The organism is Burkholderia sp. Ac-20379 (assembly GCF_017104645.1).
Lineage (GTDB): Bacteria > Pseudomonadota > Gammaproteobacteria > Burkholderiales > Burkholderiaceae > Burkholderia.
In genome coordinates this window covers 1-23,586 of the sequence record NZ_JAAGPF010000055.1, presented here as the reverse complement: position 1 = coordinate 23,586, position 23,586 = coordinate 1, and the positions used below count along the sequence as shown (strand labels likewise).

The following is a 23,586-nucleotide window of genomic DNA, read 5'->3' as shown; positions in this document are numbered from 1 at the left end:
CAACCACGGAATGAACATGGAAATCGGACAATACCAACCGAATCACGAGGGTGAAGGCCTGCGCATCGGCATCGTGCAGTCGCGCTTCAACGAACCCGTCTGCAACGGCCTGGCCGATGCCTGCGTCGAGGAACTCGAACGCCTCGGCGTCGCCGGCGAAGACGTGCTGCTCGTCACCGTGCCCGGTGCGCTCGAAATCCCGCTGGCGCTGCAAAAGCTGGCCGAAAGCAACCAATTCGATGCGCTGATCGCGCTCGGCGCCGTGATCCGCGGCGAAACCTACCACTTCGAACTCGTCTCGAACGAAAGCGGCGCGGGCATCTCGCGCATCGCGCTCGACTTCAACACGCCGATCGCCAACGCCGTGCTGACCACCGAGAACGACGAGCAGGCCATCGCCCGCATGACCGAGAAGGGCCGCGACGCAGCCCGCACGGCCGTCGAGATGGCCAACCTCACGATGACGCTCGACCAGCTGAGCGACGACGAGGAAGAAGAGGACGAAGACGAAGAAGAGGAAAACGAATGAAGAAGAGTGCACGCCGACAATCGCGCGAACTGGCGACGCAGGGCCTGTATCAATGGCTGCTGTCGAACGCGTCCACCGGCGAGATCGACGCGCAGTTGCGCGGCGCGCAGGGTTACGACAAGGCCGATCGCGAACTGCTTGAAACCATCCTGTACGGCGTGATCCGCGAACACGTGGATCTCGCCGCCGCGCTCACGCCGAGCCTCGATCGCCCGATCGAGCAACTGTCGCCCGTCGAACGCGCGGTGCTGCTGGCCGCGACGTTCGAACTGAAGCATCAGATCGAAACGCCGTACCGCGTCATCATCAACGAGGCCGTCGAGCTGACCAAGACGTTCGGCGGCTCGGACGGCTACAAGTACGTCAACGGCGTGCTCGACAAGCTGGCCGTCAAGCTGCGTCCGGACGAAGCCGCCGCGCGCCGCTGATACCGCCGAGAGGCATCCCCGCGGGCGCTTCGGCGCCCGCCCCTTTTTCCAGCCCGGGTTTTCTCCGCACCATGAATACTGCCGCCGAATCGCTGATCCGGCTGGCGTCGCGCGTCGACGCGATCCAGCCGTTCCACGTGATGGAAGTCGTCAAGCAGGCCGCGCTGCTCGAGCAGGCGGGCCGCGACGTGATCCACATGAGCATCGGCGAGCCGGATTTCACGGCGCCGGAACCGGTGATCGAGGCCGCGGCGGCGGCGATGCGGCGCGGCGTCACGCAATACACGAGCGCGCTCGGCATTGCGCCGCTGCGCGAGGCGATCGCCGCGCACTATGCGCGCACCTACGGCCTGACGATCGCGCCCGAGCGCATCGTCGTGACGGCCGGCGCATCCGCCGCGCTGCTGCTGGCCTGCCTGGCGCTGGTCGGCCGCGACGACGAAGTGCTGATGCCGGACCCGTCGTACCCGTGCAACCGGCACTTCGTGGCCGCCGCCGAAGGCCGGCCGGTGCTGGTGCCGAGCGGCCCCGAGGCGCGCTTTCAGTTGACGGCCGACGACGTGCGCGAACGCTGGGGCGAGCGCACGCGCGGCGTGCTGCTCGCGTCGCCGTCGAACCCGACCGGCACCTCGCTCGCGCCCGACGAGCTCGGCCGGATTCTCGGCGCGGTGCGCGAGCGCGGCGGCTTCGCGATCATCGACGAGATCTACCAGGGCCTCAGCTACGACGGCCCGCCCGTCTCGGCGCTGTCGTTCAGCGACGACGCGATCACCGTCAACAGCTTCTCGAAGTACTTCAACATGACGGGCTGGCGGCTCGGCTGGCTGGTGGTGCCGCCGGCGCTGGTCGGCGTGTTCGAGAAGCTCGCGCAGAACCTGTTCATCTGCGCCTCGGCACTGGCCCAGCACGCGGCGCTCGCCTGCTTCGAGGCCGATACGCTGGCCATCTACGAAACGCGCCGCCTCGAATTCATGCGCCGCCGCGACTACGTCGTGCCGGCGCTCGAATCGCTCGGCTTCGAGGTGCCCGTGAAGCCGGACGGCGCGTTCTATGTCTACGCACGCTGCGGCAAGGTGGCGCACCCGGCCGCCGGCGACAGCGCGAAGCTCGTCGACGCAATGCTGCAGGACGCGGGCGTGGTGCTGGTGCCGGGAATGGATTTCGGTTCGCACGCGCCGCGCGACTACATCCGGCTGTCGTACGCCACCGCCTATGGGCGGATCGAGGAGGCGATCGCGCGGTTGCGCACGCTGTTCGGCGGCTGAGGAGCGCCGGCCCGACGAAACAGAAAGTTGCAAATTGAAGGGACAAAAAAAGGGGCGCTGGATAGCGCCCCTTTTTTCATGACTGCGGCAACCCGCGATCAGGTTCCGACTTCCGACGAGCCGTCGTGCTTCGCGCCCGTCTCGGCGCTGGCATCGGCTTGCGGCGGCGCGGCCGGCTTCGCCTCGGCCGGTGCGCCGGCCTTGATCGTGATCGGGTGCGCGCCGTCGAGCGTGGCTTGCACGCGCTTCGGGCTGGCCGACGGCGCAGCGGAGGCCGTGGTGACCGGCGTCGACAGCAGCGGCGCGTAGATCGACACATTGCGGCCGCGCGACACGTCGCGCAGGCGGGTTCGTTCACCGAGCACCTTGGCGCTGTAGCCGCCGTCGTCCGGGCCGGTCACGCCGTTATAGAGGCGCAGGCCGCCCGTCAGCGAGCCGCCGCGCGCGATGCAATCCTTCAGCACGAGCGCGCCGACCTGCAGGTTCACCACCGGGCGCAGCGCCGCGTCGGTGCCGCCCGCGTATTCGAACTTGTCGGAGTGGATCTTCGACATCACCTGCATCAGGCCCTGTGCGCCGGCGCCGCTTTCGGCATACGGGTTGAAGCCCGATTCGATCGCCATCACCGACAGCAGCAGCAAGGGATCGAGGCCGACGTCGCGCCCCGTCTGGAACGCGGCCGTCACGAGCCGGCCGACGGGCTCCTGGGCGACGTGATAACGGCGCGCGAGGTAGCTGGCGACGAGCGCCTGCTCGCGGCTGCTGTAGATACGGTCGCTGCGCGCATCGGCGGCGACGCGCTGGATCGGGATCAGCTTGGCCAGCGTGACGGGCGACTGGCCGTTGCGCACGGCTTCGGCGGTCTCCGTGGCGGCAGCGGCGCTGGCGCCGAGATCGGCCGTGGCGGGCTGGTACGACACCGGCGACACCTGGCCGCCGGCCTCGAGATCGTCATCGGCGTCGGCATTGCCGGGGCCGAACGCGGGCAGCGGGTGCCCGGACAGCAGCCGTGCCGGGCCGGCCTTGACGGCGGCCGACAGCACGGGCATCAGCTTGGCGGCCAGCGTGCCGCGTGCGTTGGGCATCATCCAGAGCGCCAGCGCGACGAGCACGGCGCAACCGCCGACTATGCTGAAAAGGTGGTGACTGACACGCGTCCCGCGACGCAGCAGATCGCGCAGCAACTGCGCGTGCCGTTCGTTGGGACGCCACGATAACCAAGCGTTCATTCAGATCTCCCATGAACATGACTCGTGCGGCTCGCTCGACTCGAAGCGAGAAGGACGCGAAACCGCGGAATCAGGACACCGCGGGCCCGGGAGGGGCTGCGACGTCGGAGAAACGGTATGAGTACCGTTCGGGGGCCAGGGCGGTCACGAGAACAATGCCCGGCGGGCAAGGTGACGCGCGGTGGCTTCCACGCAAAAAACCAGCGTCGCAAAGGCGCTGGCTAGGACGAAAAACTACCGTCACATGCCGTTTCATCGCGGCGGACGGCGACGCGGAGCGTCGGGAAGACCGGAGCGGACTGGCTGTCTGCCAGGGGGTCCGGCGAACAATGTGAGCGGATTCTAGGGACGGTTTTATAGATCGTCAACACTATAAAGTCCGCAAATCATAACAAAAAGTAATGATTTGTTACGCCGCGGATCGAAAAGCCGCGCGCTGTCTGGGTTTCACGGGCGCTTAACAAATTTGCGGTTCGCGCTCGGAAAAATGGTCGCACGGGTAGAATCGGGGCTCGCTTTTCGGCGCGCCGCGCCGCCAACGCTCTCCGCCGCCGCGTGCGGCCGCTGACAATATTCCCATGAAATACAAAGACTTACGAGATTTTACCGAGCGCCTCGAAGGCCTGGGCGAACTGCGGCGCGTCAGCCAGCCCGTCTCGCCCGTCCTCGAAATGACCGAGCTGTGCGACCGGGTATTGCGCGCCGGCGGCCCCGCGTTGCGATTCGACTCGCCGGCCGGCTATCGGTTTCCGGTGATCGGCAACCTGTTCGGCACGCCGCGTCGCGTCGCGCTCGGCATGGGCGTGGATGCGGATCACGCCGACGACGGCTCCGCCCTCACCTCGCTGCGCGACATCGGCCATCTGCTGTCGGCGCTGAAGGAGCCCGAGCCGCCCAAGCGGCTCGCCGACGCCGGCAAGCTGCTGTCGCTGGCCAAGGCGGTGTGGGACATGGCGCCGAAGACGGTATCCTCGCCGCCGTGCCAGGAGATCGTCTGGGAAGGCAACGACGTCGACCTGGCCAAACTGCCGATCCAGACCTGCTGGCCCGGCGACGCCGGCCCGCTGCTGACCTGGGGGCTGACCGTCACGCGCGGCCCGAACAAGACACGCCAGAACCTCGGCATTTATCGCCAGCAGTTGATCGGGCGCAACAAACTGATCATGCGCTGGCTCGCCCATCGTGGCGGCGCGCTCGATTTCCGCGAGTTCGCGCTGGCCAATCCCGGCAAGCCCTACCCGGTCGCCGTCGTGCTCGGCGCGGATCCGGCCACCACGCTCGGCGCGGTCACGCCGGTGCCCGATTCGCTGTCCGAATATCAGTTCGCCGGCCTGCTGCGCGGCGCGCGCACCGAGCTGGCGAAGTGCCTGACGCCCGGCGTCGACACGCTGCAGGTGCCCGCGCGCGCCGAGATCGTGCTGGAAGGCTTCATCTACCCGCAGCAGGGCGAGCCCGGCGAAGCGCCCACCGGCGCGCCGCCCCGCCCGGCCGGCACACGCGGCGCGGCAGCCTACGAGCACGCGCTCGAAGGCCCGTACGGCGATCACACCGGCTATTACAACGAGCAGGAGTGGTTCCCGGTGTTCACGGTCGAGCGCATCACGATGCGCCGCGACGCCATCTTCCATTCGACCTATACCGGCAAGCCGCCCGACGAGCCGGCCGTGCTCGGCGTCGCGCTCAACGAAGTGTTCGTGCCGCTGTTGCAGAAGCAGTTCTCCGAGATCACCGATTTCTATCTGCCGCCCGAGGGGTGCAGCTACCGGATGGCGATCGTGCAGATGAAGAAGAGCTACGCGGGCCACGCCAAGCGCGTGATGTTCGGCGTCTGGAGCTTCCTGCGGCAGTTCATGTATACGAAGTTCATCGTGGTGGTGGATGAAGACGTCGATATCCGCGACTGGAAGGAGGTGATCTGGGCGATCACGACGCGCGTCGATCCGGTGCGCGACACCGTGCTCGTCGACAACACGCCGATCGATTATCTCGACTTCGCCTCGCCCGTGGCCGGCCTCGGCTCGAAGATGGGTATCGACGCAACCAACAAGTGGCCCGGCGAAACCCAGCGCGAATGGGGCCGCACGATCGAGATGGACGCCGCCGTCAAGGCGCGCGTCGATACGCTCTGGAACGAGATCGGCCTGGGCTGATCGCCGATGCGGCGGCGCGCGCAGCGAGCGCCGCGCCGCCGCACGCGTTACGTTTGCACACCAATCCGCCCACGCACTGAATTCGAACGATGGCGCTTCCCTCTGCCTCGATGCTGTCCGACGGCTTTTTCCTGTCGTTGTCGCTGTGTCTCGACATCGGCCTCGTCAACGTCGCGATCCTCTCGCTGACGCTTTCGCATGGCTTCAAGCCGGGCTTCTGGCTCGGCCTCGGCTCGTGCTTCGGCGATCTCGCGTACGCCGCGCTCGCGCTGGCCGGGATGGCCGTGCTGCTGCAATTCGAGGCGGTGCGTTGGGTGGTCTGGCTCGGCGGCGGCGCGGTGCTGCTGTTCCTCACCTGGAAGATGGCGCGCGAGGCGCTGTTTCCGCCGAAGCCGGCCGAGGCCGGCGATGCCGCCGCACCCGGCGCGGCAAGGGCGAGCGCGCCGCGCAGCTTCCTGCGCGGCATGTTGCTGGCGATGTCGTCGCCCTCGGCCATTCTGTGGTTCGCGGCCGTCGGCGGCGCGCTGATCGCCAAGGCGGGCGCCACCACGCCGGTCACGGCGTCGATATTCCTGAGCGGGTTCTTTCTGGGTGGCCTCGCCTGGACGCTGTTCCTGTGCGGCCTCGCCAGCCAGGGCCGCAAGCGCGCGGGCGCGGGCCTGATGCGCGCCTGCCACGTCCTGTCGGCGCTGCTGTTCGCATACTTCTCTTATAGCGTAATCGTCGGCGGCTATCGCGACCTGATCGTGCACGCGGCCGCCTGACGCGCCCGCCCATCGTTCGTACGCCCAAAAGCAACGCGGCGCGGCACGGTTTCCCGTGTCGCGCCGCGCGTTGGCGCGCGCCGGTCAGGCGCGCGAGCGGTGCTTACCAGTGACGGCCGTAGTAGCCGTGATGATAGTGATGCCAATACGGGCGGCCGTAGTAGCCGCCACCGTAGACGACCGGCGGCGGGCCGTAGTACGCCGGGGCCGGGGCGTAGACGACCGGCGGGGGCGGCGGCGCGTAGACGACGGGCGGCGGCGCGGCGTAGACCGGGTAGGCCGGGGCGATCGGCAGGCCGATACCGACGCCGATCGAAACGTGAGCCTCAGCGGCGCTTGCGACACCCAGGCCGAGCGCGGCGGCAGCGATAAACGGAACGAGTTTTTTCACTTCGGTTCTCCTGGCGGCACGTTCGATTTGGCCGCCACATGAACAGCGACGAATGCGCTGCGGTACGGGATCCAATGTAGCGAAAACCCCTGCCACCGGCCAACCGCATTTGTTGCAAATTGCAATTGTCGTGCCGGTGCACGCCATGCCCGGCGCGGCATTTCGCGCCTCATCCCGGCCCGGCGGGCACGCGCGCCGGAGCGGGTTCGGCGATGAAACCGGCAAATCGGTCAGGATTTCCGATAGATAAAGCCGAAGATCGGGCCTGCACGGTAATGATTGATTACAAATTCTGACCTCGGCCCGGCGGCTTTCGCGCGGCAGCGGCCCCGCCCGGCCAGCCGCGCGCTCAAATACGGGATACTGACGCCCTGCCGACTTTCCTGCGCCCCGCCATGCCGCTCTCATCCACACCCCGTCTCGGTTTCATCGGCGCCGGCCGGCTGGCCCGTTGCCTCGCGCGCCGTTTCGCGCAGGCCGGCTTTCCGGTCGCCGCCATCGCGAGCCGCACGCCGGCGTCGGCCGAGGCGCTGGCCGCCGCGATCGGCGGCTGCGCGGCCGTCGCCACGCCGCAGGACGTGGTCGACGCGGCCGACCTGATCTTCGTGACCGTATCCGACGACGGCATCGGCCCCGTCGCCGCGTCGTTGCGCTTCGATCCGGCGCGCGCGCCGTCTCAGGCGCTCGTTCATTGCAGCGGCGCGTCGAGCGTCGAACTGCTGTCGCCCGCACGCGACCAGCACGTGCAGACGGGCGGCTTCCACCCGCTCTATCTATTTGGCGGCGGCGACGCCGATCTCGAACGCATCGCCGGCTGCTCCGTGACGCTCGAGGCCGGCGGCACGCTGCGCCCCGTGCTCGACGCACTCGTCGCCGCGCTCGGCTGCCACCCGCTTGCGATTCCGGCCGGCACCCGCATGCTGTATCACGCCGCCGCCAACTACGCGGCCAGCTTCGCGCTGTGCGGGCTGGCCGAGGCCGTATCGCTGTGGCGCACGCTCGGCATCGACGAGGCCGATGCGCTGCGCGCGCTGCTGCCGATGCTGGCCGGCACCATCGAGACTGGCCGCGACAAGGGCCTCGCGAATGCGCTGGCCGGGCCGGTATCGCGCGGCGACGCGGGCATCGTCGCGAAGCAGTTGACGCTGCTCGACGCGCTCGGCGGCGACCACGCCACGCTGTATGCGCTGATGACGCGACGCGCCGTCGAACTCGCCGGCCAGCGCGCCGCGCCGCCGGCCGGACTCGACGCCGTGGCACGCAGCGTCGAGGCGCTGCTGGCCGCGCGGCTCGCCGAGGCCGCCCCCGATGGCCGCGAGCCGTGATAATGTGACGCCCGATGCAGGTCGCTACCCGATGGCGGCCGCACGCCACGCTACCCGACTGTCTGACAAGGATTCCAACGATGCTCGGCGAGATCGCCCGCTTTCTGATCAACACCCTGTTCACGCTGTTCGGCGCCGCCCTGTTGCTGCGCGCCTGGATGCAGGCGGTGCGCGTACCGCCGTACAACCCCGTCACGCAGGCTGTCCTGCAGGCCACCAACTGGCTCGTGCTGCCGCTGCGCCGCGTGATCAGCGGCACGCGCGGCGTCGATTGGGCCAGCGTGGTGGCCGCGGTGGTCACCGCGTTCGTTTATGTGGTGCTGATGCTGTCGCTCGGCGGCTTCGACGTGATGTCGATCCTGCCGACGCTCGTGATCGTCGCGCTGCTGACCGTCGCGAAATGGGCGCTGAACCTGGTGCTGTGGATGACCATCCTGATGGCGCTGCTGTCCTGGCTGAACCCGCGTTCGCCCGCGATGGCGATCCTGTTCCCGCTGACCGCCCCGCTGCTGAACCCGCTGCGCCGCGTGCTGCCGAGCATCGGCGGCATGGATCTGTCGCCGATCCTGCTGTTCGTGATCGTGCAGGTACTGCTGATGATCGTGACGCGCGCGACGATTTCGATGACGCTGTTCACGCTGTAGGCTGAATCGGCCGTTTTCGTATCGAGAGAAGCGCCGCCCCGAGCGGCGCTTTTTCTTTTTGCGAACCGGTATTGGCAGCGCATAGCAGGCACGCGGCGCGCCTCCCGCGGCTCAAACCAGCCAGCTGCGGGCTGTCCAGATGCCGAGAAACGTCAGCGCGAACGAGCCGGCCAGATGCACGAGCGCGACGGCGGCCGCCCAGCCGAGCCGCCCGTCGACCATATGCGTGACGACTTCCGCCGAATAGGTGGAGAACGTCGTCAGGCCGCCCATGAAACCGGTGATCACGAACAAACGCCACTCGGGGGCGAGGCCGGCCTTTGCACCGAAAAAGACGATCGCGACGCCGATCAGGTAGCCGCCGATCAGGTTCGAGGCCAGCGTGCCGAGCGGAAAATTCGGCACGACGAGGTTCAAGGCCAGGCTCAGGCCCCAGCGAAGCAAGGCGCCGAGGCCGGCGCCGACGAAGATCGCGACGATCGAGGGAAACACGGGGGCTCCTTGGGACGGAGAAGAGGAAGGTTGGCGTCACTGTAGGCGCTGAGGGACGGATATGGCAATGCGTGGCCGCGCCGCGCGGGGATCGCGGGCTTGCCCTGGCGGGCCAACTCCTTGTAAAATCTCGCGTTCTGCGGGCGTCGTATAATGGCCATTACCTCAGCTTCCCAAGCCCCAGCGCGTTAATTAAAACCACTATCCACGCGCGTTCTCACGTCACGATTTCTCCCGGCTCCACGAAGAACCACTGTGCATGCGGGGTTCACAGCGACGCCAGTTTTCACGCCAGCACCGACATCAGGAAGCTGACGATATAGCTCACGTGAACGCATGAAATTGACCTATTGCACCTGCCAGACATACGCGGGGTAGCAGGCGTCGATCGAACGCCTCCGAACGCTCGTTAGAAAACCAGCGGACCAAAGCTACTTTTGCATTAGTTCACGGCCATCAGGCGTCTCGCATCCCACTCATTCAGAAGCCCACGCACACCTTGGCTCCCCCGAAGCTCGTCGGTGTGCGTTGGGATGCCCTGTTGCACTTCACCACACTTCACGAGGTCTCACGAGGTCTCACGTCTCTTCACGACAAAAAAGATCATAGACAAGTCCCTCTAGATTCTTGAAAAATAATTTTTACCTTATAAATCAATGAATTACACACAATGAAAACAAGAAAATTTCCTATGAAACCTCTGATCAACCATGATCTAATCGCTTAAGCGCTAGACAATAGACGGCACGCCGCCCCGAAATTTGTTTGCAAACGCCCAAAGCCAATGGTAGATTTGCTGCTATCGATCACTCCCGTCTGGTAGATCACATGGCTAGCAGCAAAGAGAAGCTCGCAACACCGCCCGTCATCTCCTACGGGTCATTCGTCGGGTTCTTGAATAAGCTTCGAGACGCAGGCACGGTCCCGGCACGCATCGACAAGACGGTGATGCCGAAAGCCTCCGGATCACAGCAATCGGGAACTATCGCTGCACTCCGTTTTCTTGGCTTTATCGATGACATCGGCAAACCCAAAGATCACTTCAAGCCGTTTGTCCTCGCCGATGACGATGCCAGGAAATCTACGCTCGGCCCCATCCTGCGTGAGTCATACGCCTTCCTCTTCAACGACGCTGAATTCGACCTGAGCCACGCAAGCGGCGGTCAAATGACCGACAAGTTTCGTGAACTCGGGATTAGCGGAAGTACGCTGACGAAGACCATCGCGTTCTTCATTCCGGCCGCAAAAGAGTGTGGAATCCAGGTGTCGCCGCACGTCAAAGCTCCCCCAGCCCCCAAAAGCAACGGCGGCAGCAGAAAATCACCTAAAGCCATTGAAGAAGAACAACGACCGAGTGACACCGGCGGAAAGTTGCCTCAGGAAGTCGACGATCCAGACGTCGAACGATTTGAAATCCCTCTTCCCGGGAAGCAGCAAGGTGCAAAGATTATCGTCCCCAAAGGCCTCGACGCAGACGACTGGGTGATGCTGCAAACGATGCTCGCAGCGTATATCAAGCGGTGGAAGGGCTTCACGCCCGAAGGGAAAGAATGAAAAGAAGATGAATCGGCCCCGGTTACATAGCTCGCAGTAGCCGGGCCGAAAAAACAACGCCCCCAACACCTTGATCTCTGGCGGGAGATCGAAACGTTGGGGGCGCCGGCGAGCAAAAGACAGCGCGTTAAGGCGTGCCTCTGTCACCCACAGTTATCTGGCAGATAACCCTTCTAGTCTACGCGACAAGGGAGCTGGGGGCAAGAATCGCTTTCAACCTCCTTACACGGAGGGTTTATGCCCAACCTCGTTCGCGGGCAGGCAAAGACCGTCTTCGTGCGTAACTACACGCGGGTTCGCTTCGGCAATCTGGAACATGTGTGCTCGCACTGGCGGTCGGCACCCGGTCAGCTGAGTTTCAATTTCGACTGATCAACAACCAAAAAAAGCGGGCTCCCAAGGCGTGAAGGGAGCCCGCTTCTTTTTGCCTGCCGGGGAAGAACATCACTTCTTGCTCTGCGGCTCGTGCTTGTCTTTAATCAGTTGGTAGTAGGTACTTGCGCCGGCCTTTGTCAGCTTCACTTCAACGATGAACTTGTCGATGACGTCTTTCCGCGTCACGTCCTTGACGGGCCGCATCCGCTTGTAGATTTCGGTTGCTAGCTCCATCTTCGTCGGAGCGGCCACCGTCGCCTGCCCCGCCTTCGACGCAGTATCGTCCCCCGTCGAGGTCGAGGTCGAGGTAGAGTCCTGTTTTTGTTCAGCGGCAACCTGCTTGCCAGCTTTATCGTCCTTGATCGTTGCACCTTGCTTCTGATCGACCATGATCGCGCTCCGTTCGTTGAAAGTGCGCCCAGGGTCCGGCAGATCACCCTCAGGGGCAACGGCGATGAGCAATCACGACCGGCACGACGGCTACCAGCATGAAATCCGTCGAGCAACAGTGACAGTTTTCACGCCACCCTCACTCGCGCCTCATCTATCCCCTTGATCTACCGAGAATTTCCGATCCAGACCATCAGCTTTCTAAGATTCTGCCGTAGGGCCAACTCGCGGTTGTCCCGATCCTTCGAGCAGATAAGTCACCGCTTTATCAACACAGAAAAACACTAATCTACAAATCATCGAATATCGCGGCGACTTGATAAGTACTACGTTTAGTCGTCGATGGGCTTGAGCGGGATGATGCCCTCGTCCTTATCGAACGGATTCGGTTCGATTGTCTGATGCTTAGGAAATCGTTGGGGTGTTTGATGTCGTCCATGCGACGACTATCCGTGGTCCCGTCGATTCCTTCAACAGAGGGCAATGACGAAACCGGTTGAACGGCGCGAGTCGACCGATATAATCAGTGAGCGTGCTAACGACCGGAAGAGACTATGGCAACGATTGATCGATACGTCATCTGGAACAATAAGGGTGGCGTAGGCAAAAGCACAATTACTTTTCACATTGCGTCGCGATACGCTGAGGCTCACCCCGACAAGCAGGTGCTCGTGATTGACCTATGTCCGCAAGCGAACTCTAGCATGATGCTTCTCGGCGGCGGCACGACTGGCGAACTTCATGTTCTTTCACTTTGCACTCAAGCTGTGCCGCGCACAGTCGTCGGGTACATGAGCACTGTCGTTGCCGGTGGTGCAGGAGCCGCTCTACCCGACCCCTATCAATTCTTGGTACAGGTTGACTCAGTCAACTCCGCAATGCCGCCGAACCTAGCGCTGTTATGCGGCGACGGAAATCTTGAACCGATGTCTCCGGCCGTGAGCGGAGCGGCCAACGCACCGCCGCTTACGCCTACCGTGCAGCCATGGAAATGGGTACATCTGATTTTTCGCGAACTCATCGCTTCATTTGCTGGGAGACTTGGTGATCGCGATTTGGTCGTATTTATCGACACAAACCCAAGCTTCTCCATCTACACCGAATTGGCTATTTCTGCTGGCGATAAGCTGATAGTTCCTGTAAACGCGGACGATTCCTCTCGAGTTGCCACCAACGCCCTTTTTATTCTGCTGCATGGGCAAGTGCCACCTCATCCAATCTATGGATCATGGACCTACGCCGCAAAGGCTCATTCGCTTGGAATGGTGATTCCGCAGATCCACGTCATCGTCGGGAATCGGCTTACTCAGTACGGAGGGGCCGCTGGGGCCTTTAGCGCACTCTCGGACGCGACTGCGGATACTTTGTTCCACGCCTATCAATCGAACCCTAGCTATTTCACCCAGCGCACTGCTATTGCGACTAACGTTGCCCAGTTCCGAAGCCTGTATTCGGTAGCCCTGCGCGACTTCAACACGGCTGGAGTCGTGTCGGCGCATCTCGGGCGACCGCTAACGCAATTGCCAGGAGGTCATTATCCAGTCCATGGACAGTCGATCCAAGTCAACTCGGACCGCGTGGCTGAATGTCTGCGCGCAGTCAACAGCTTGGTTGCTATGCTCTAACGTATCTGTCGGGCACTGTCGAGCGATCAATGGTGGAAGCATGTACTTGCTTCTTAGCTACGGGGTAGAGCTTGATGGCCACGCATCTGCGTATGCATTTTGCATGATCTGATGCAGTCGAATGGTCCTTCCGTCGGCTGCTCACGGCCCGTTGCGGCCAGTGTGCCGATTCCCGCCTAGTATCGCGTCAGGGAATAGAGCGGCCACTCAGCGGCCGGCATTTCGGGCCGACTTTCGACCGAAGCGTTCAGTAGTTCGCGATTGCGTTAGCGATCATTTGGCGGTCGCATACAGACGGTCAAAGCACTTCCCTTTATACTTCACACAGCCCATGACGCCACGAAGCCTGTAAGAAAAAAATAGATTCGACAACCACGGAATCAATAATGAATTTCAAAAAAAATCAAACTCTGAATGAATGGTCGATTATGTAGACGCCATATACGGAGGCTCACAAAATTATGCGAAAAGTCCTTACGAAATTCATGCTCACCTAACCGAAGTTTGTGGTGTATTTGCCAAGCATTTTTTCAAGAGAAATGATTTTTCGGAAGCACGCAAATTTCTACCGAAGATATTTGCGTGGACTTTGGCTCTGGTTCGAAAAGTCGACCCGGCGGGCGACTTAGAGAAAATCGTTCTTAAAAAATTCCCAAACTCTTGCCCCTATTGCCTTCACAATCCTTGCGGTTGCTGGTCCGGTGAAAAGCCAACCGCGCAGGAACGCGACCTCGACGATGCCTACTACCTAGCATCAAAATCGGCGGGGCGAAAATTGAACGACTTCCAATTGATGTTTGAGCGAATTTATTCTCAATCTTGGATTGCAGAATTCAATCCAAAGACACAATCGGAAGAAATCTGTCGCCGCATCTTTATTCGCTTGATAGAAGAACTCGCTGAAGTTAGCGAGGCGATGCGTTTCCATCATCTATATCCTGAAAATTTCTACAATGAAATCTCGGACTTGCTTGCATGGTGGTTCGCATTGCTCACATCCTTTCCCACAGAAGGCAAGGCACTGCTAGTGGAGGATGTAATATGGGCCGCTTATCCTGGGCGCTGCCCTCATTGCCAAGTGTTACCCTGTCTTTGCCGCCCAAGCCCGGTGCGTCAACTCATGTCGCGCCCGATCCCCGGTCACGGTCATCGCTTCGACAACCTCACATCGCTTCTTAACCAAGGTGCGTACAAGGAGGACATAAAAAACGTCGAAACCGGAGGCATCGTAATTACCTATCCGAGTGCATGCATACGGCTCGACGTGGACAATTTAAAATCCGTGAACGACAACTACGGTCATTCCGCAGGGGACGCTGCATTACAACACATAAGCGCGATCATCCGCGGCACCGTTCGTGAACGGGATTGGGTCTATCGTATTAGTGGCGATGAATTCGGTATTTTGTGCTCTAACTACACTGAGGAAGAAGCGGCAGGAGCCATGCGTCGGGTTTGCGCCGCGCTGGCGGCCAATCCTGTGAAATGGGTATCGCGCACCGGTCACACCTCGGAATTCACTGTATCCGTTAGTGTGGGAGTGGCGGAGTGTGGCACGTCTGATAAAATTGAGTCTGCGTTTGAAGCTGCGGACAAAGCGTCATACGCCTCCAAAGAGGCAGGGAAAGGAACCGTGCGACGCGCCTCTCAAATTATAGAAAGAGCGTGTTGATTCTGGAATGCCAAGCGAGCTTTAAACGGACGCCGACGAAATGCCGGGGCGGCATAACAAGGTCCTTCTGTCGGAACCGAGATTAGCCCATGACTGGAGAATGGCCATTGGATGACGTAGGCAGCCACCTGGTGGATCGGCCTATGTCGCCCGATGACCGACCAATCAAATGTCGCAGTGCAGTGGACAGCGATTAACCGGAACTGCCCCCTGACGCCTACGCCCGCGATGCCACCGCTCCAACATCGAGCCATGTCAGTTTCGACGCCAGCACCCAAACCAAGCCACTCCCCAAACCCCAAAAATCCCTGTAGAATCGTGGGTTCTGCGGGCGTCGTATAATGGCCATTACCTCAGCTTCCCAAGCTGATGACGTGGGTTCGATTCCCATCGCCCGCTCCACTCCAAACCCCGAATCCGAATTGATGTCGGTGGATAGACCACTCGTCATCACGGACGGCGCGCTTTGCGTGGGTAGCTCACTCCAGTGTCAACACCACCCTGCGAGTTCGGGCTGATTTCTTCTCCATTTTCGAAATCCGCACCGCGCCTACCTCGCAGGTATTCGCCACATGGGTGCCCCCGCAAGGCTGCAGGTCGGTGTCCTTGATACTCACGAGCCGCACCTGCCCGAGCCCCATCGGGGGATGAACGCTCATCGTACGTACCAACTCCGGCCGAGCTTGCAGCACGTCATCGCTCATCGTTTCTATCGAAATCGGCTGCGCTGCTTCGACCAACCTCGCCAAGGCAGCGTCGATGCCCTCGCGCGAAAGCGGTTCGCTGGTTACAAAGTCGAGACGTGCGTAGTCTGCCGTGATACTGCAGCCGTCGACCGGATACGGCAGAACGGAGCAAAGCAGATGCGCGGCGGAATGCAGTCGCATGTGTCGATATCGACGCACCCAATCGATCTGCGCGAGAACTTCGTCGCCAGGCTTGATTGTCTGCACGATGGCGGCCTGGCCTTCAGCCACGATATGCAGAATGGCACTCATGTCGTCGGTCATGCCCTTGGCCTGGCGCGTATCGGCAATCCGCAGTTTCGTGCCATCAGCCAGCGTCAACAAGCCACTGTCCCCTGCCTGGCCACCGCCCTGCGGATAAAACACGGTTCGATCGAGCAGCAGCCCGTCCGCCAGAATCTGGGCCACTTTTGCAGTGCATTCGCCTTGATAGGCGTCCTTGAGATAAAGCGCGTCGGTTCGCATCATGATGCCTCGATAGGTTGATTATTGGACGACGCAGCCGTGGGCTGGCGCCGGTGAACCGCGCGACGCCGAACGATCTGCAACTCGGAGCGCAGCGTGACGGCCGAACCGGCCGGAATATCGTCCTTGATGACGCAATGCGAGCCGACAAAAACGTCGTCGCCAATTTCAATGTCGCCGAGTACACGCGTGAAAGCACCGATCTGCACGCGGTTGCCTATGGTTGGATGCCGCTTGCCCGAGGGATTCGCAGATATGCCTGTCGCGCCCAACACCACGCCTCCCAGGATGTAGCAGTCGTCGCCGATTTCGGCGGTTTCACCAATAACCGTTCCCTGCCCATGATCCAGAATGAAACGCCTGCCAATCGTGCATCGAGGATGGATTTCCGCGCCTGACAGCAGCTTTCCACGCGAAGCGACCAGTTGCGCCACTGCCTCGAGGGTTCGTCCTGGGTCGCCTTCCGATGTACATCGCAAAAAAAGCGCGTGGGCCAGCCGATAGTGCAGTACCGCCTTGAACGAACTGTAGCCAAACGCAATGTCCGATGTCCTGCCACGCGCGGCAGGATCCTTGCTGGCGAACGCCTGCAAATCCTCGTCGCACTGATGCATGACCGTCTCGAACATCAAGTCGGCAGCGATCCGCTCCACCACCAGGGGCGGGCAGCATTCCATCAATGCCGCTCGCATCAGATTGCCCACGAGGCTGTCCATCACATGCGATCTCACCTTGACCATGCTCTGCTCTCCCATTTCATTGGAATGCATCCATGTACGACTCGACACCGTCGTAAATCATCGTCAGTACGCGAGCGCCCGGCGGCATGTCCGAAGCCATGGTTTGCACCGCAACCAGATTTGCAGCGGACGACAAGCCCAGGCTCACAGAGTCGCTTCGCAGAACCTCTCGTATCATCGACAAGCAGGCGAACTTCGACACTCCGACCATGCCGGTAACGATATCGAGGTTGCAGACCTCGGGCACGATACCGATCGAAAGCCCCTGAATCTCGTGCTGCGCGTGCTGGTTATTGAGCAAGTCGCACTGCTCGGGCTGCACACCGTAGACGACGAGGTCTGGCCAGTGTGCTTTCAGCACCTCCCCGACACCCGTGAGGTGCCCACCCGTCCCAATGCCGGCAAAGAAAAAATCCGGCCGAGGCTGTCCCGAGAAATCGCTCAGGATTTCCACAGCCGTGGCTTCGCGATGTGCTTGTGGATTGGCCGGATTGCGCTGCTGGTTGAGCATCACGAACTGCGGATTTTCCAGCAGCAACTTGAAAGCCAATTCGCCATGCGAATTGTTTCCGGTGCGGCTGTCCGACAGCATGACCCGAGCCCCGTACAACTCCAGCAACCGCCGTTTCTCCGCGCTGTAGTTATCGGGGATCACCAAGGTCACGTGATACCCCAGGATGTTCCCCGCAATGGCCAGCCCCAACCCCGTGTTTCCCCCGCTTGGCTCGAGAATGGTCTGGCCTGTTCCCCGCACCAGGATCCCTTTGCGTTCAGCATCGAGGATCATTCCGAGCGCGATGCGTGCCTTGTGGCTCCCACCAGGATTGAAGGACTCAAGTTTGGCGAATACGCTCACGCCCAGCCGAGCAGATAGCTTGCCAAGCCGCACAATGGGTGTCCTACCGATCAAATCGAGCAGCGAATCGTGGATCATGACGTCACCTGCCTGGAGTTCAGTACATCGGCATGTCGTGCTCGATCTCCTTCGCCCACCGCTTCATCCCCCCATCGAGCACTTGAACGTTGGAGAACCCTGCCTCGATGAGTTGCAGCGCCGCACGTTCGGCCCGCGTTCCGGCATAGCACACGAGGATGTACTGCCTGCCGGAGTCCAGGTCGGAGAAACGATCGGCAAGCTCGGTCAACGGTACGTGGAGGATCCCTGGCAGTCGGCATACTTCGAGTTCGCCCGGGTCTCGCACATCGAGAAGGGTGTAGGTGTCGTGACCCGACCTCATCAACTGCTGAAGGCCCATCGGGTCGATATACCGAACCTCGTCCAGCCGCTGCGACGATGACGCACTCGCCTGACATAGCAGCCCTTCGGACCAAGACCGAAGGTCATGCCCGACGGTTTCGCCGCAGGCAGGACAATCGATGCGTCGATCGAACGTCACCTCGTTGAAACTCATGTGCAGCGCGTCGAACCGGAGGAGTCGCCCGGCCAGGGACTTGCCTACCCCGAGAATGGCTTTCACGGCTTCGGTCGCCTGGAGCACACCGATCACGCCCGGCAACACGCCAATGACGCCTCCTGCGTTACAGCTCGGCGCCAGCTCCGGCGGGGGATTGTTTTGGAAGAGGCATTGGTAGCATGGGCCGCCCTCCAGATTGAAAACACTGACCTGCCCCTCGAAGCGGTAGATCGCGCCGAAGACAAGTGGCTTTCGGAGCTTGGCGCAAACCGCGTTGACCAGATAGCGCGTGGCAAAATTGTCGGTGCCATCCACAATCAGGTCGTAGCCCCGAATCAACTCCAAAGCATTGTCCGCATCGATGGCGCAACGGTGCACAACAACTTCGATGTGGGGATTCAGATCCTCCATCCGGCGTTGCGCCGAATCCACTTTCGGCATGCCAACGGTACTGTAGCCATGCGCAATCTGACGCTGAAGATTGCTCGGCTCGACCACGTCGAAATCGACCAACCCGATCGTGCCGACACCCGCTGCCGCCAAGTAGAGGCAAGCAGGCGAACCCAAACCTCCGGTACCGATGATGAGTACCCTGGCCTGCTTCAAGCGCTCCTGACCAGCCCGTCCGACACCCGGTAACGTAATGTGGCGGACGTAGCGCTGCACCTCTTCATTGCTCAACGCCTCGACACCAGATCCGCCCGACGTCGCGAGCATGACTTCAATCTCGTCTCCATCGGCAAGCGTCTCGATCAGATTGACCAGTTTGCCCCTGCGGGTCAGCAAGAAGTGCTCTTTGAAATGGCCGTTTCCGTAATACAGCTGAACATGCAAGGACGGGTGCTGCCCGGCAAGTCCCGCCAAAAGCTCGCCAACCGTGGAACCTCCCCCCTCCAAGCGCGTGCCGCCCAGTTTGGCGGCCCGAACCAGCACTTCAGGAAAAATCACTGTTTTCACGCTTCACCTCCATGCCAAATGCCTGACGAGTCCGCGCCGGACGGCCCGAACTCTCGCCTGCATTCGAAGCGGCCGTTACACCAAGCGAACAACTTGGCGCCGCGCACGATGCCTGCCGCCACGTCCACAACCAAGTAGTCGACAGGCAACACCGGCTCGCCCGCATACAACGCCTTGTCGATGTCCTCGCGACTGAAATACGCGCCGACGTCCGGGTGGGAGTGGTAAAGCACGGAAACCGGATTCGGCGTCTTGAAGCTGCCATGCAGGAAAACGGTATCTGCCACGGAGAAGGTGTACCCGTTGGCGGCCGAGCGTTGATATCGGCGAGGGTCTGCCGCATGCAGTTCGTCCTGAATATTCGTGCCCTCTTTCACGCTCGCATCGGCGAGAACGAATCCGCAGCATTCCTTTGGATAGGTGTCGCGGGCATGCCTGTAAATTGCCCCGAGTGCACCTCGCGTCAACACGTTCGCGTGCATGTCACCTCCGGCCCAACAGCCGTTCGACGGGAAGCTTGGTAATGGCGAAGCCGAACAGCAGAAGCGCGGAAAATCCGATCAACTCCCGAGAGAGGGCCACGCCTTCATACCAAGCGCCAATCATCACGGCGAACACCGGGAAAATGATGAAGACAAACGACAGCACGACGGGGCTCAGTCGCTTGAGCAGAAAGAAATAGACGATGAATCCGCCCACCGACGCCACCAGGCCAAGGTAGGTCAGCGCAGCCCAGGATCGGCCGGTTGCGACGGAGAGGTCAGGATGTTCCATCAGCAGCCCCGCGACGAACAGGCCAAGGCCGGCAATTCCGATAGGCAGCGCATTGAAAGTGATGACGCCGATGTCCGCGCCACGCTTCTTGGTGATCACGTAGCTGAGCGCGTGCAGGATCGCCGCGAGCAGAATCGCCAGCACGCCGAACAACTCCGAGTAGTCGAGGTGCAGCCCCTGGGATCGGATGATCATGAACAGGCTGCCGAAGCCGATCGCGATACCCACGACCTGCGATGCGTAGATGCGCTCTTTCAGAAACAGCGCCGAGAAGATCAGGATGAATACCGGCATGGCGCTGAACAGCAGTGCCGTCAGACCCGACGCGACGTATTGTTCGCCGTAGTTCAGCAGGTAGTACGGCACACTGAAGTAGCCGAGCGTCACGAACACGGCGAAGGCCAGGTGCCGGCGCGGAAAGAAAATCGGCTCACGGCGCAAGCGCGCAAAGAGCAGGAAGAGCGGAAATGCGATCAGAAAACGCAACCCGGCTGCGGTGAGCGGCGGCACGCTTTCCACCGCAATCTTGATGGCGAGCCAGGTGGTTCCCCAACTGAGACACACCACCAGGAACAATGCCGCAGTTGTCACGGCGGCGAGACGCGCCTGCCGGTTGCCCCTCGTCCGAACTTGCGTTGATGTACTCACTCCTTCCCCCAGCGTTCGTCATGAAAACCGCAGCCTGAATTGGCCGTGAAGCCGTTTTGCGAGACTAGTTCAGGGAAAAGATGCGGGTCAAAACAAACGTCGATGCTCGGCCAAATTTCAGAATATCCCTATCAAATCGCGACCAATCGAAGCATCTTCAGCGGAAATGCGCTGCACTTGCGAGATAGCGAGCCGGGGTTCTCGTCGATGGGGCTGCGTGCCTGACATGCGAGGCACGTCGATGCGTGGCCGACGGCACTCGACAGGCCGCCCGAACAATCAAATCTTGAAAAATCGTCCGTACAAGACGATAATCACGCGGTTTTCTCGGTAGAGAATCGAAGCAACCTCTTTATATTTCAAGGCGTTGGGAAGGTGCTTGCTGCTTCCTTCTCCTGCTCCGAATTTTCCCGATATCGCAATCTCGGCGCCCAGCTTCGGCCCGAACCTCGCGCGAAGCCGCCTCAACGAAGGCGGCTTTTTCGTACCGGCACCCGGGCCACGCCCCGCCCGGCCGATCGCGCGGCGCCACGGTGCTGCGCACCGGCGCGCTTCGCCCATTCAGACCACGATGATCCACACTCCCGACGACCCCGGCCTGCCGCAAGACGGCGCGCCCGACGATGCCACTCCCGATACGCCGTCCGACGACGTCAATCCGCTGCACCTGCGCCGCATCCGCAGCTTCGTGACGCGCGCCGGCCGCGTGTCGACGGGCCAGCGCCGCGCGCTCGACGATCTCGGCCCGCGCTACGTGGTGCCGTACGCGCCCGAACAGCCCGACTGGCCCGCCGTGTTCAAGCGCGACGCGCCGCGCATTCTCGAAATCGGCTTCGGCATGGGCGCATCGACGGCGGAAATCGCCGCGCATCGCCGCGACGACGATTTCCTCGGCGTCGAAGTGCACGAACCGGGCGTGGGCGCACTGCTCAAGCTGATCGGCGAGCAGGATCTGACGAACATCCGCATCATCCAGCACGACGCAGTCGAGGTGCTGGAGAACATGCTCGCGCCGGACAGCCTCGACGGCGTGCACATCTTCTTCCCCGATCCGTGGCACAAGGCGCGCCATCACAAGCGCCGCCTGATCCAGCCGCCGTTCGTCGCGCAACTGGTGTCGCGCCTGAAGCCGGGCGCCTACCTTCACTGCGCGACCGATTGGCAGAACTACGCCGAACAGATGCTCGAGGTGCTGGGTGCCGATCCGCATCTCGAGAACACAGCCGACGGCTACGCGCCGCGCCCCGACTACCGCCCGATCACGAAATTCGAGCGGCGCGGCCTGCGGCTCGGCCACGGCGTGTGGGATCTGGTGTTCCGCAAGCGCATCGGCTGACGCGGCACGATCGCGAGGATTCCGAAGCGAATCCGCATGAAAAAACGGCAACGCATCGTTCGACGCGTTGCCGTTTTTCATTGAGCCGTGCCGGGCCGCCTCAGCTCCAGTTCAGCCAGCCGCTGTACCCCACCAGCAACACCAGCAGCCCGAACACGATCCGGTACCACGCGAACGCCGTGAAATCGTGCGAGGCCACATAGCGCAGCAGCCAGCGCACGCAGGCGAACGCGCTGACGAACGCGGCCAGCATGCCGATCGCGAACAGCCCGATCGAATCGACCGAGAACGCGTGCCAATCCTTCACTGTCTCGTAGAACGTGGCGCCGAAGATGATCGGAATCGCGAGGAAGAACGAGAACTCGGTGGCGACGCGCCGGTCGAGGCCGGCCAGCATGCCGCCGATGATGGTCGAACCCGAACGCGACACGCCCGGAATCAGCGCGCAGCATTGCGCGAGGCCCACCTTCAGCGCGTCGAGCGGCGTGAGCGCGTCGATCGACATCACGCGCGCCGGCTCGCGGCGCTCGCGCTGCCGCGCCTCGGCCCAGAGAATCACCGCCCCTCCCGCCACCAGCGCGAACGCCACCGGCACCGGCGAGAACAGCACGCGCTTGATGGCCTTCTCGAACATCAGCGCCAGCACGATGGCGGGCAGCGTGGCGATCACCACGTTCAGCGCGAAACGCCGCGCTTCGGGCCGCGACGGCAGCCCCGCGACGACCGTGCCGATCCGGCGGCGGTATTCCCAGCAGACGGCGAGGATCGCGCCGAACTGGATCACGACGTCGAACGTCTTCGCCTGATCCGCATTGAAATTGAGAAAGCTGCCGGCGACGATCAAATGGCCGGTGCTCGACACCGGCAGAAATTCGGTCAGTCCTTCGACGACGCCGAGTATCAGCGCCTTGCAGATCAGTATCCAGTCCATCGTGGGCCCGTTCGTCAGAGTTGCAGGAAACGGGCCGCCCCCCAATCACAACCACGCGCGGCCCGGCCGGCCGCGCGGGCGGAATCGTCATTTCTCGACGATTTCGACGCGTATGCCGTTTGTAAGGATCGTAATTGTACCGGGTTCGTAGTGCACCCCGGCAAATTGAAGTTGATCGGGCTTGAACGTGTAGATCGGATAGTTGGTCAGCAACTGCGTGGCGAGCAGGCCGGCGGCCTGCCCGACCTGCGGCGCGTACATCTGCGCGTTGCCCGCGAGGTTGACGCTGTCGACGGCCGGCGCGCGCAGCACGACCGACAGGCTCGCCGGATCGTAAGCAAGTTGTGCGGAAACGGTAAACGTTCCGCTGACCGGTTCGCGCAGGAACGGGCTCGTGAAATGCGCGTCGAGCTGCACGGCGATGCGGTTCTGGTCGGGCAGCATGCCCACCGCCGGATTGGCGAGCGAGACGTCGAACATCTGCGACACGTTCCGCTGATACGGGAACTTGCGCGCCACCGCGCGCTGCACATCGCCGCGCGAGAACGTGTGGTGATTGGGGATGAACGGAAACGTCGGCGCCGCGGCGCACGCGGCCAGCGACACGGATACGCCCAATGCCGCGAACGCGGCGGTCACGAAGCGGCGACGGCCGCTTGCGCGCGATGAATTCATGCGGATTCTCCTGCTGCCGGCGAGCCGGGCGGCCGCGCGCCGCGGCCCCGCCCTCGTCCTGCGTTG

Annotated in this window: 23 protein-coding genes and 1 tRNA gene; 12 read left to right on the top strand and 12 right to left on the bottom strand. The window is 62.1% G+C overall.

The window, feature by feature from the left end:
* Positions 1 to 16 precede the first annotated feature (16 nt).
* The 3 genes from ribH (at position 17) to G3N92_RS10390 (ending at position 2,222) form a co-directional block, all read left to right on the top strand.
* A complete protein-coding gene (ribH, locus tag G3N92_RS10400) occupies positions 17 to 529 on the top strand; it encodes a 6,7-dimethyl-8-ribityllumazine synthase (protein WP_206127377.1) in 513 nt (170 codons plus the stop codon).
* Positions 526 to 957: a transcription antitermination factor NusB gene (gene nusB, locus G3N92_RS10395; RefSeq protein WP_206127376.1), complete on the top strand. Its 432-nt coding sequence runs from the start codon at positions 526 to 528 to the stop codon at positions 955 to 957. Before ribH ends, nusB begins: the two co-directional genes overlap by 4 nt.
* 71 nt (positions 958 to 1,028) lie before the next feature.
* Positions 1,029 to 2,222 (top strand): pyridoxal phosphate-dependent aminotransferase, encoded by a 1,194-nt coding sequence (locus G3N92_RS10390; protein WP_206127375.1) that lies wholly within the window; start codon positions 1,029 to 1,031, stop codon positions 2,220 to 2,222.
* Between the two features lie 98 nt (positions 2,223 to 2,320).
* Here the strand turns inward: G3N92_RS10390 and G3N92_RS10385 are convergent, their stop codons facing one another.
* A complete protein-coding gene (locus G3N92_RS10385; RefSeq protein WP_206127374.1) occupies positions 2,321 to 3,451 on the bottom strand; it encodes a transglycosylase SLT domain-containing protein in 1,131 nt (376 codons plus the stop codon).
* Positions 3,452 to 4,029: 578 nt separating this feature from the next.
* Here G3N92_RS10385 and G3N92_RS10380 point away from each other — a divergent pair.
* Positions 4,030 to 5,601: a UbiD family decarboxylase gene (locus tag G3N92_RS10380; protein ID WP_206127373.1), complete on the top strand. Its 1,572-nt coding sequence runs from the start codon at positions 4,030 to 4,032 to the stop codon at positions 5,599 to 5,601.
* An 89-nt stretch (positions 5,602 to 5,690) separates the two neighbouring features.
* Complete coding sequence (locus tag G3N92_RS10375; protein ID WP_206127372.1) at positions 5,691 to 6,365, top strand: LysE family transporter; 675 nt, start codon at positions 5,691 to 5,693, stop codon at positions 6,363 to 6,365.
* A gap of 103 nt (positions 6,366 to 6,468) precedes the next feature.
* On the opposite strand, the gene G3N92_RS10370 is transcribed toward G3N92_RS10375, so the two are convergent.
* Complete coding sequence (locus G3N92_RS10370; protein ID WP_206127371.1) at positions 6,469 to 6,756, bottom strand: hypothetical protein; 288 nt, start codon at positions 6,754 to 6,756, stop codon at positions 6,469 to 6,471.
* 395 nt (positions 6,757 to 7,151) lie between these two features.
* On the opposite strand from G3N92_RS10370, the gene G3N92_RS10365 reads away from it, so the two are divergent.
* Positions 7,152 to 8,081, top strand: a complete 930-nt coding sequence (locus tag G3N92_RS10365; protein WP_206127370.1) for a DUF2520 domain-containing protein — start codon at positions 7,152 to 7,154, stop codon at positions 8,079 to 8,081.
* Positions 8,082 to 8,161: 80 nt separating this feature from the next.
* Positions 8,162 to 8,725, top strand: a complete 564-nt coding sequence (locus G3N92_RS10360) for a YggT family protein (protein ID WP_206127369.1) — start codon at positions 8,162 to 8,164, stop codon at positions 8,723 to 8,725.
* 111 nt (positions 8,726 to 8,836) lie between these two features.
* Here G3N92_RS10360 and crcB read toward each other — a convergent pair whose 3' ends face one another.
* Entirely contained in the window at positions 8,837 to 9,217 is a 381-nt protein-coding gene (gene crcB / locus G3N92_RS10355) for a fluoride efflux transporter CrcB (protein ID WP_206127368.1), read from the bottom strand.
* Between the two features lie 765 nt (positions 9,218 to 9,982).
* Between crcB and G3N92_RS10350 the strand changes: the two genes are divergently transcribed.
* Positions 9,983 to 10,771 (top strand): DUF5343 domain-containing protein, encoded by a 789-nt coding sequence (locus G3N92_RS10350; RefSeq protein ID WP_241014704.1) that lies wholly within the window; start codon positions 9,983 to 9,985, stop codon positions 10,769 to 10,771.
* 444 nt (positions 10,772 to 11,215) lie between these two features.
* Here the strand turns inward: G3N92_RS10350 and G3N92_RS10345 are convergent, their stop codons facing one another.
* Positions 11,216 to 11,536, bottom strand: coding sequence for a hypothetical protein (locus tag G3N92_RS10345; RefSeq protein ID WP_206127367.1), 321 nt, complete (start codon positions 11,534 to 11,536; stop codon positions 11,216 to 11,218).
* A 554-nt stretch (positions 11,537 to 12,090) separates the two neighbouring features.
* On the opposite strand from G3N92_RS10345, the gene G3N92_RS10340 reads away from it, so the two are divergent.
* The 3 genes from G3N92_RS10340 (at position 12,091) to G3N92_RS10330 (ending at position 15,235) form a co-directional block, all read left to right on the top strand.
* The gene (locus G3N92_RS10340) at positions 12,091 to 13,161 is read left to right on the top strand and encodes a ParA family protein (RefSeq protein ID WP_206127366.1); all 1,071 of its coding nucleotides are present in this window, start codon (positions 12,091 to 12,093) and stop codon (positions 13,159 to 13,161) included.
* A gap of 418 nt (positions 13,162 to 13,579) precedes the next feature.
* Positions 13,580 to 14,833 (top strand): GGDEF domain-containing protein, encoded by a 1,254-nt coding sequence (locus G3N92_RS10335; RefSeq protein ID WP_206127365.1) that lies wholly within the window; start codon positions 13,580 to 13,582, stop codon positions 14,831 to 14,833.
* 327 nt (positions 14,834 to 15,160) lie between these two features.
* Positions 15,161 to 15,235: transfer RNA gene (locus tag G3N92_RS10330), tRNA-Gly, on the top strand.
* 77 nt (positions 15,236 to 15,312) lie between these two features.
* Here G3N92_RS10330 and G3N92_RS10325 read toward each other — a convergent pair.
* From G3N92_RS10325 to G3N92_RS10300, 6 genes are read right to left on the bottom strand one after another with little or no spacing between them, the layout of a single operon-like run.
* Positions 15,313 to 16,044, bottom strand: a complete 732-nt coding sequence (locus tag G3N92_RS10325; RefSeq protein WP_206127389.1) for an alanyl-tRNA editing protein — start codon at positions 16,042 to 16,044, stop codon at positions 15,313 to 15,315.
* Entirely contained in the window at positions 16,044 to 16,814 is a 771-nt protein-coding gene (locus G3N92_RS10320) for a serine O-acetyltransferase (protein ID WP_241014703.1), read from the bottom strand. Before G3N92_RS10320 ends, G3N92_RS10325 begins: the two co-directional genes overlap by 1 nt.
* Positions 16,801 to 17,718, bottom strand: a complete 918-nt coding sequence (locus G3N92_RS10315) for a PLP-dependent cysteine synthase family protein (protein WP_206127364.1) — start codon at positions 17,716 to 17,718, stop codon at positions 16,801 to 16,803. The genes G3N92_RS10320 and G3N92_RS10315 overlap by 14 nt, the downstream gene beginning before the upstream one ends.
* A gap of 19 nt (positions 17,719 to 17,737) precedes the next feature.
* Positions 17,738 to 19,156, bottom strand: coding sequence for a molybdopterin-synthase adenylyltransferase MoeB (gene moeB / locus G3N92_RS10310; RefSeq protein ID WP_206127363.1), 1,419 nt, complete (start codon positions 19,154 to 19,156; stop codon positions 17,738 to 17,740).
* Positions 19,153 to 19,638: a Mov34/MPN/PAD-1 family protein gene (locus G3N92_RS10305; protein WP_206127362.1), complete on the bottom strand. Its 486-nt coding sequence runs from the start codon at positions 19,636 to 19,638 to the stop codon at positions 19,153 to 19,155. The genes moeB and G3N92_RS10305 overlap by 4 nt, the downstream gene beginning before the upstream one ends.
* Position 19,639: 1 nt before the next feature.
* Entirely contained in the window at positions 19,640 to 20,521 is an 882-nt protein-coding gene (locus G3N92_RS10300; protein ID WP_339385877.1) for an EamA family transporter, read from the bottom strand.
* A gap of 628 nt (positions 20,522 to 21,149) precedes the next feature.
* On the opposite strand from G3N92_RS10300, the gene trmB reads away from it, so the two are divergent.
* Positions 21,150 to 21,914 (top strand): tRNA (guanosine(46)-N7)-methyltransferase TrmB, encoded by a 765-nt coding sequence (gene trmB, locus G3N92_RS10295; protein WP_206127361.1) that lies wholly within the window; start codon positions 21,150 to 21,152, stop codon positions 21,912 to 21,914.
* 100 nt (positions 21,915 to 22,014) lie between these two features.
* On the opposite strand, the gene G3N92_RS10290 is transcribed toward trmB, so the two are convergent.
* Both G3N92_RS10290 and G3N92_RS10285 read right to left on the bottom strand, forming a co-directional pair.
* The gene (locus G3N92_RS10290; RefSeq protein WP_206127360.1) at positions 22,015 to 22,845 is read right to left on the bottom strand and encodes an undecaprenyl-diphosphate phosphatase; all 831 of its coding nucleotides are present in this window, start codon (positions 22,843 to 22,845) and stop codon (positions 22,015 to 22,017) included.
* Between the two features lie 87 nt (positions 22,846 to 22,932).
* The gene (locus G3N92_RS10285; protein ID WP_206127359.1) at positions 22,933 to 23,520 is read right to left on the bottom strand and encodes a DUF1439 domain-containing protein; all 588 of its coding nucleotides are present in this window, start codon (positions 23,518 to 23,520) and stop codon (positions 22,933 to 22,935) included.
* Positions 23,521 to 23,586: the final 66 nt, after the last annotated feature.

Bases quoted from the DNA above. Each gene is read 5' to 3' on its own strand.
- ribH (WP_206127377.1), top strand. From the start codon at position 17: ATGGAAATCGGACAATACCAACCGAATCACGAGGGTGAAGGCCTGCGC.
- nusB (WP_206127376.1), top strand. From the start codon at position 526: ATGAAGAAGAGTGCACGCCGACAATCGCGCGAACTGGCGACGCAGGGC.
- G3N92_RS10390 (WP_206127375.1), top strand. From the start codon at position 1,029: ATGAATACTGCCGCCGAATCGCTGATCCGGCTGGCGTCGCGCGTCGAC.
- G3N92_RS10385 (WP_206127374.1), bottom strand. From the start codon at position 3,451: ATGAACGCTTGGTTATCGTGGCGTCCCAACGAACGGCACGCGCAGTTG.
- G3N92_RS10380 (WP_206127373.1), top strand. From the start codon at position 4,030: ATGAAATACAAAGACTTACGAGATTTTACCGAGCGCCTCGAAGGCCTG.
- G3N92_RS10375 (WP_206127372.1), top strand. From the start codon at position 5,691: ATGGCGCTTCCCTCTGCCTCGATGCTGTCCGACGGCTTTTTCCTGTCG.
- G3N92_RS10365 (WP_206127370.1), top strand. From the start codon at position 7,152: ATGCCGCTCTCATCCACACCCCGTCTCGGTTTCATCGGCGCCGGCCGG.
- G3N92_RS10360 (WP_206127369.1), top strand. From the start codon at position 8,162: ATGCTCGGCGAGATCGCCCGCTTTCTGATCAACACCCTGTTCACGCTG.
- G3N92_RS10345 (WP_206127367.1), bottom strand. From the start codon at position 11,536: ATGGTCGATCAGAAGCAAGGTGCAACGATCAAGGACGATAAAGCTGGC.
- G3N92_RS10340 (WP_206127366.1), top strand. From the start codon at position 12,091: ATGGCAACGATTGATCGATACGTCATCTGGAACAATAAGGGTGGCGTA.
- G3N92_RS10335 (WP_206127365.1), top strand. From the start codon at position 13,580: ATGGTCGATTATGTAGACGCCATATACGGAGGCTCACAAAATTATGCG.
- G3N92_RS10325 (WP_206127389.1), bottom strand. From the start codon at position 16,044: ATGCGAACCGACGCGCTTTATCTCAAGGACGCCTATCAAGGCGAATGC.
- G3N92_RS10320 (WP_241014703.1), bottom strand. From the start codon at position 16,814: ATGCATTCCAATGAAATGGGAGAGCAGAGCATGGTCAAGGTGAGATCG.
- G3N92_RS10315 (WP_206127364.1), bottom strand. From the start codon at position 17,718: ATGATCCACGATTCGCTGCTCGATTTGATCGGTAGGACACCCATTGTG.
- G3N92_RS10305 (WP_206127362.1), bottom strand. From the start codon at position 19,638: ATGCACGCGAACGTGTTGACGCGAGGTGCACTCGGGGCAATTTACAGG.
- trmB (WP_206127361.1), top strand. From the start codon at position 21,150: ATGATCCACACTCCCGACGACCCCGGCCTGCCGCAAGACGGCGCGCCC.
- G3N92_RS10290 (WP_206127360.1), bottom strand. From the start codon at position 22,845: ATGGACTGGATACTGATCTGCAAGGCGCTGATACTCGGCGTCGTCGAA.
- G3N92_RS10285 (WP_206127359.1), bottom strand. From the start codon at position 23,520: ATGAATTCATCGCGCGCAAGCGGCCGTCGCCGCTTCGTGACCGCCGCG.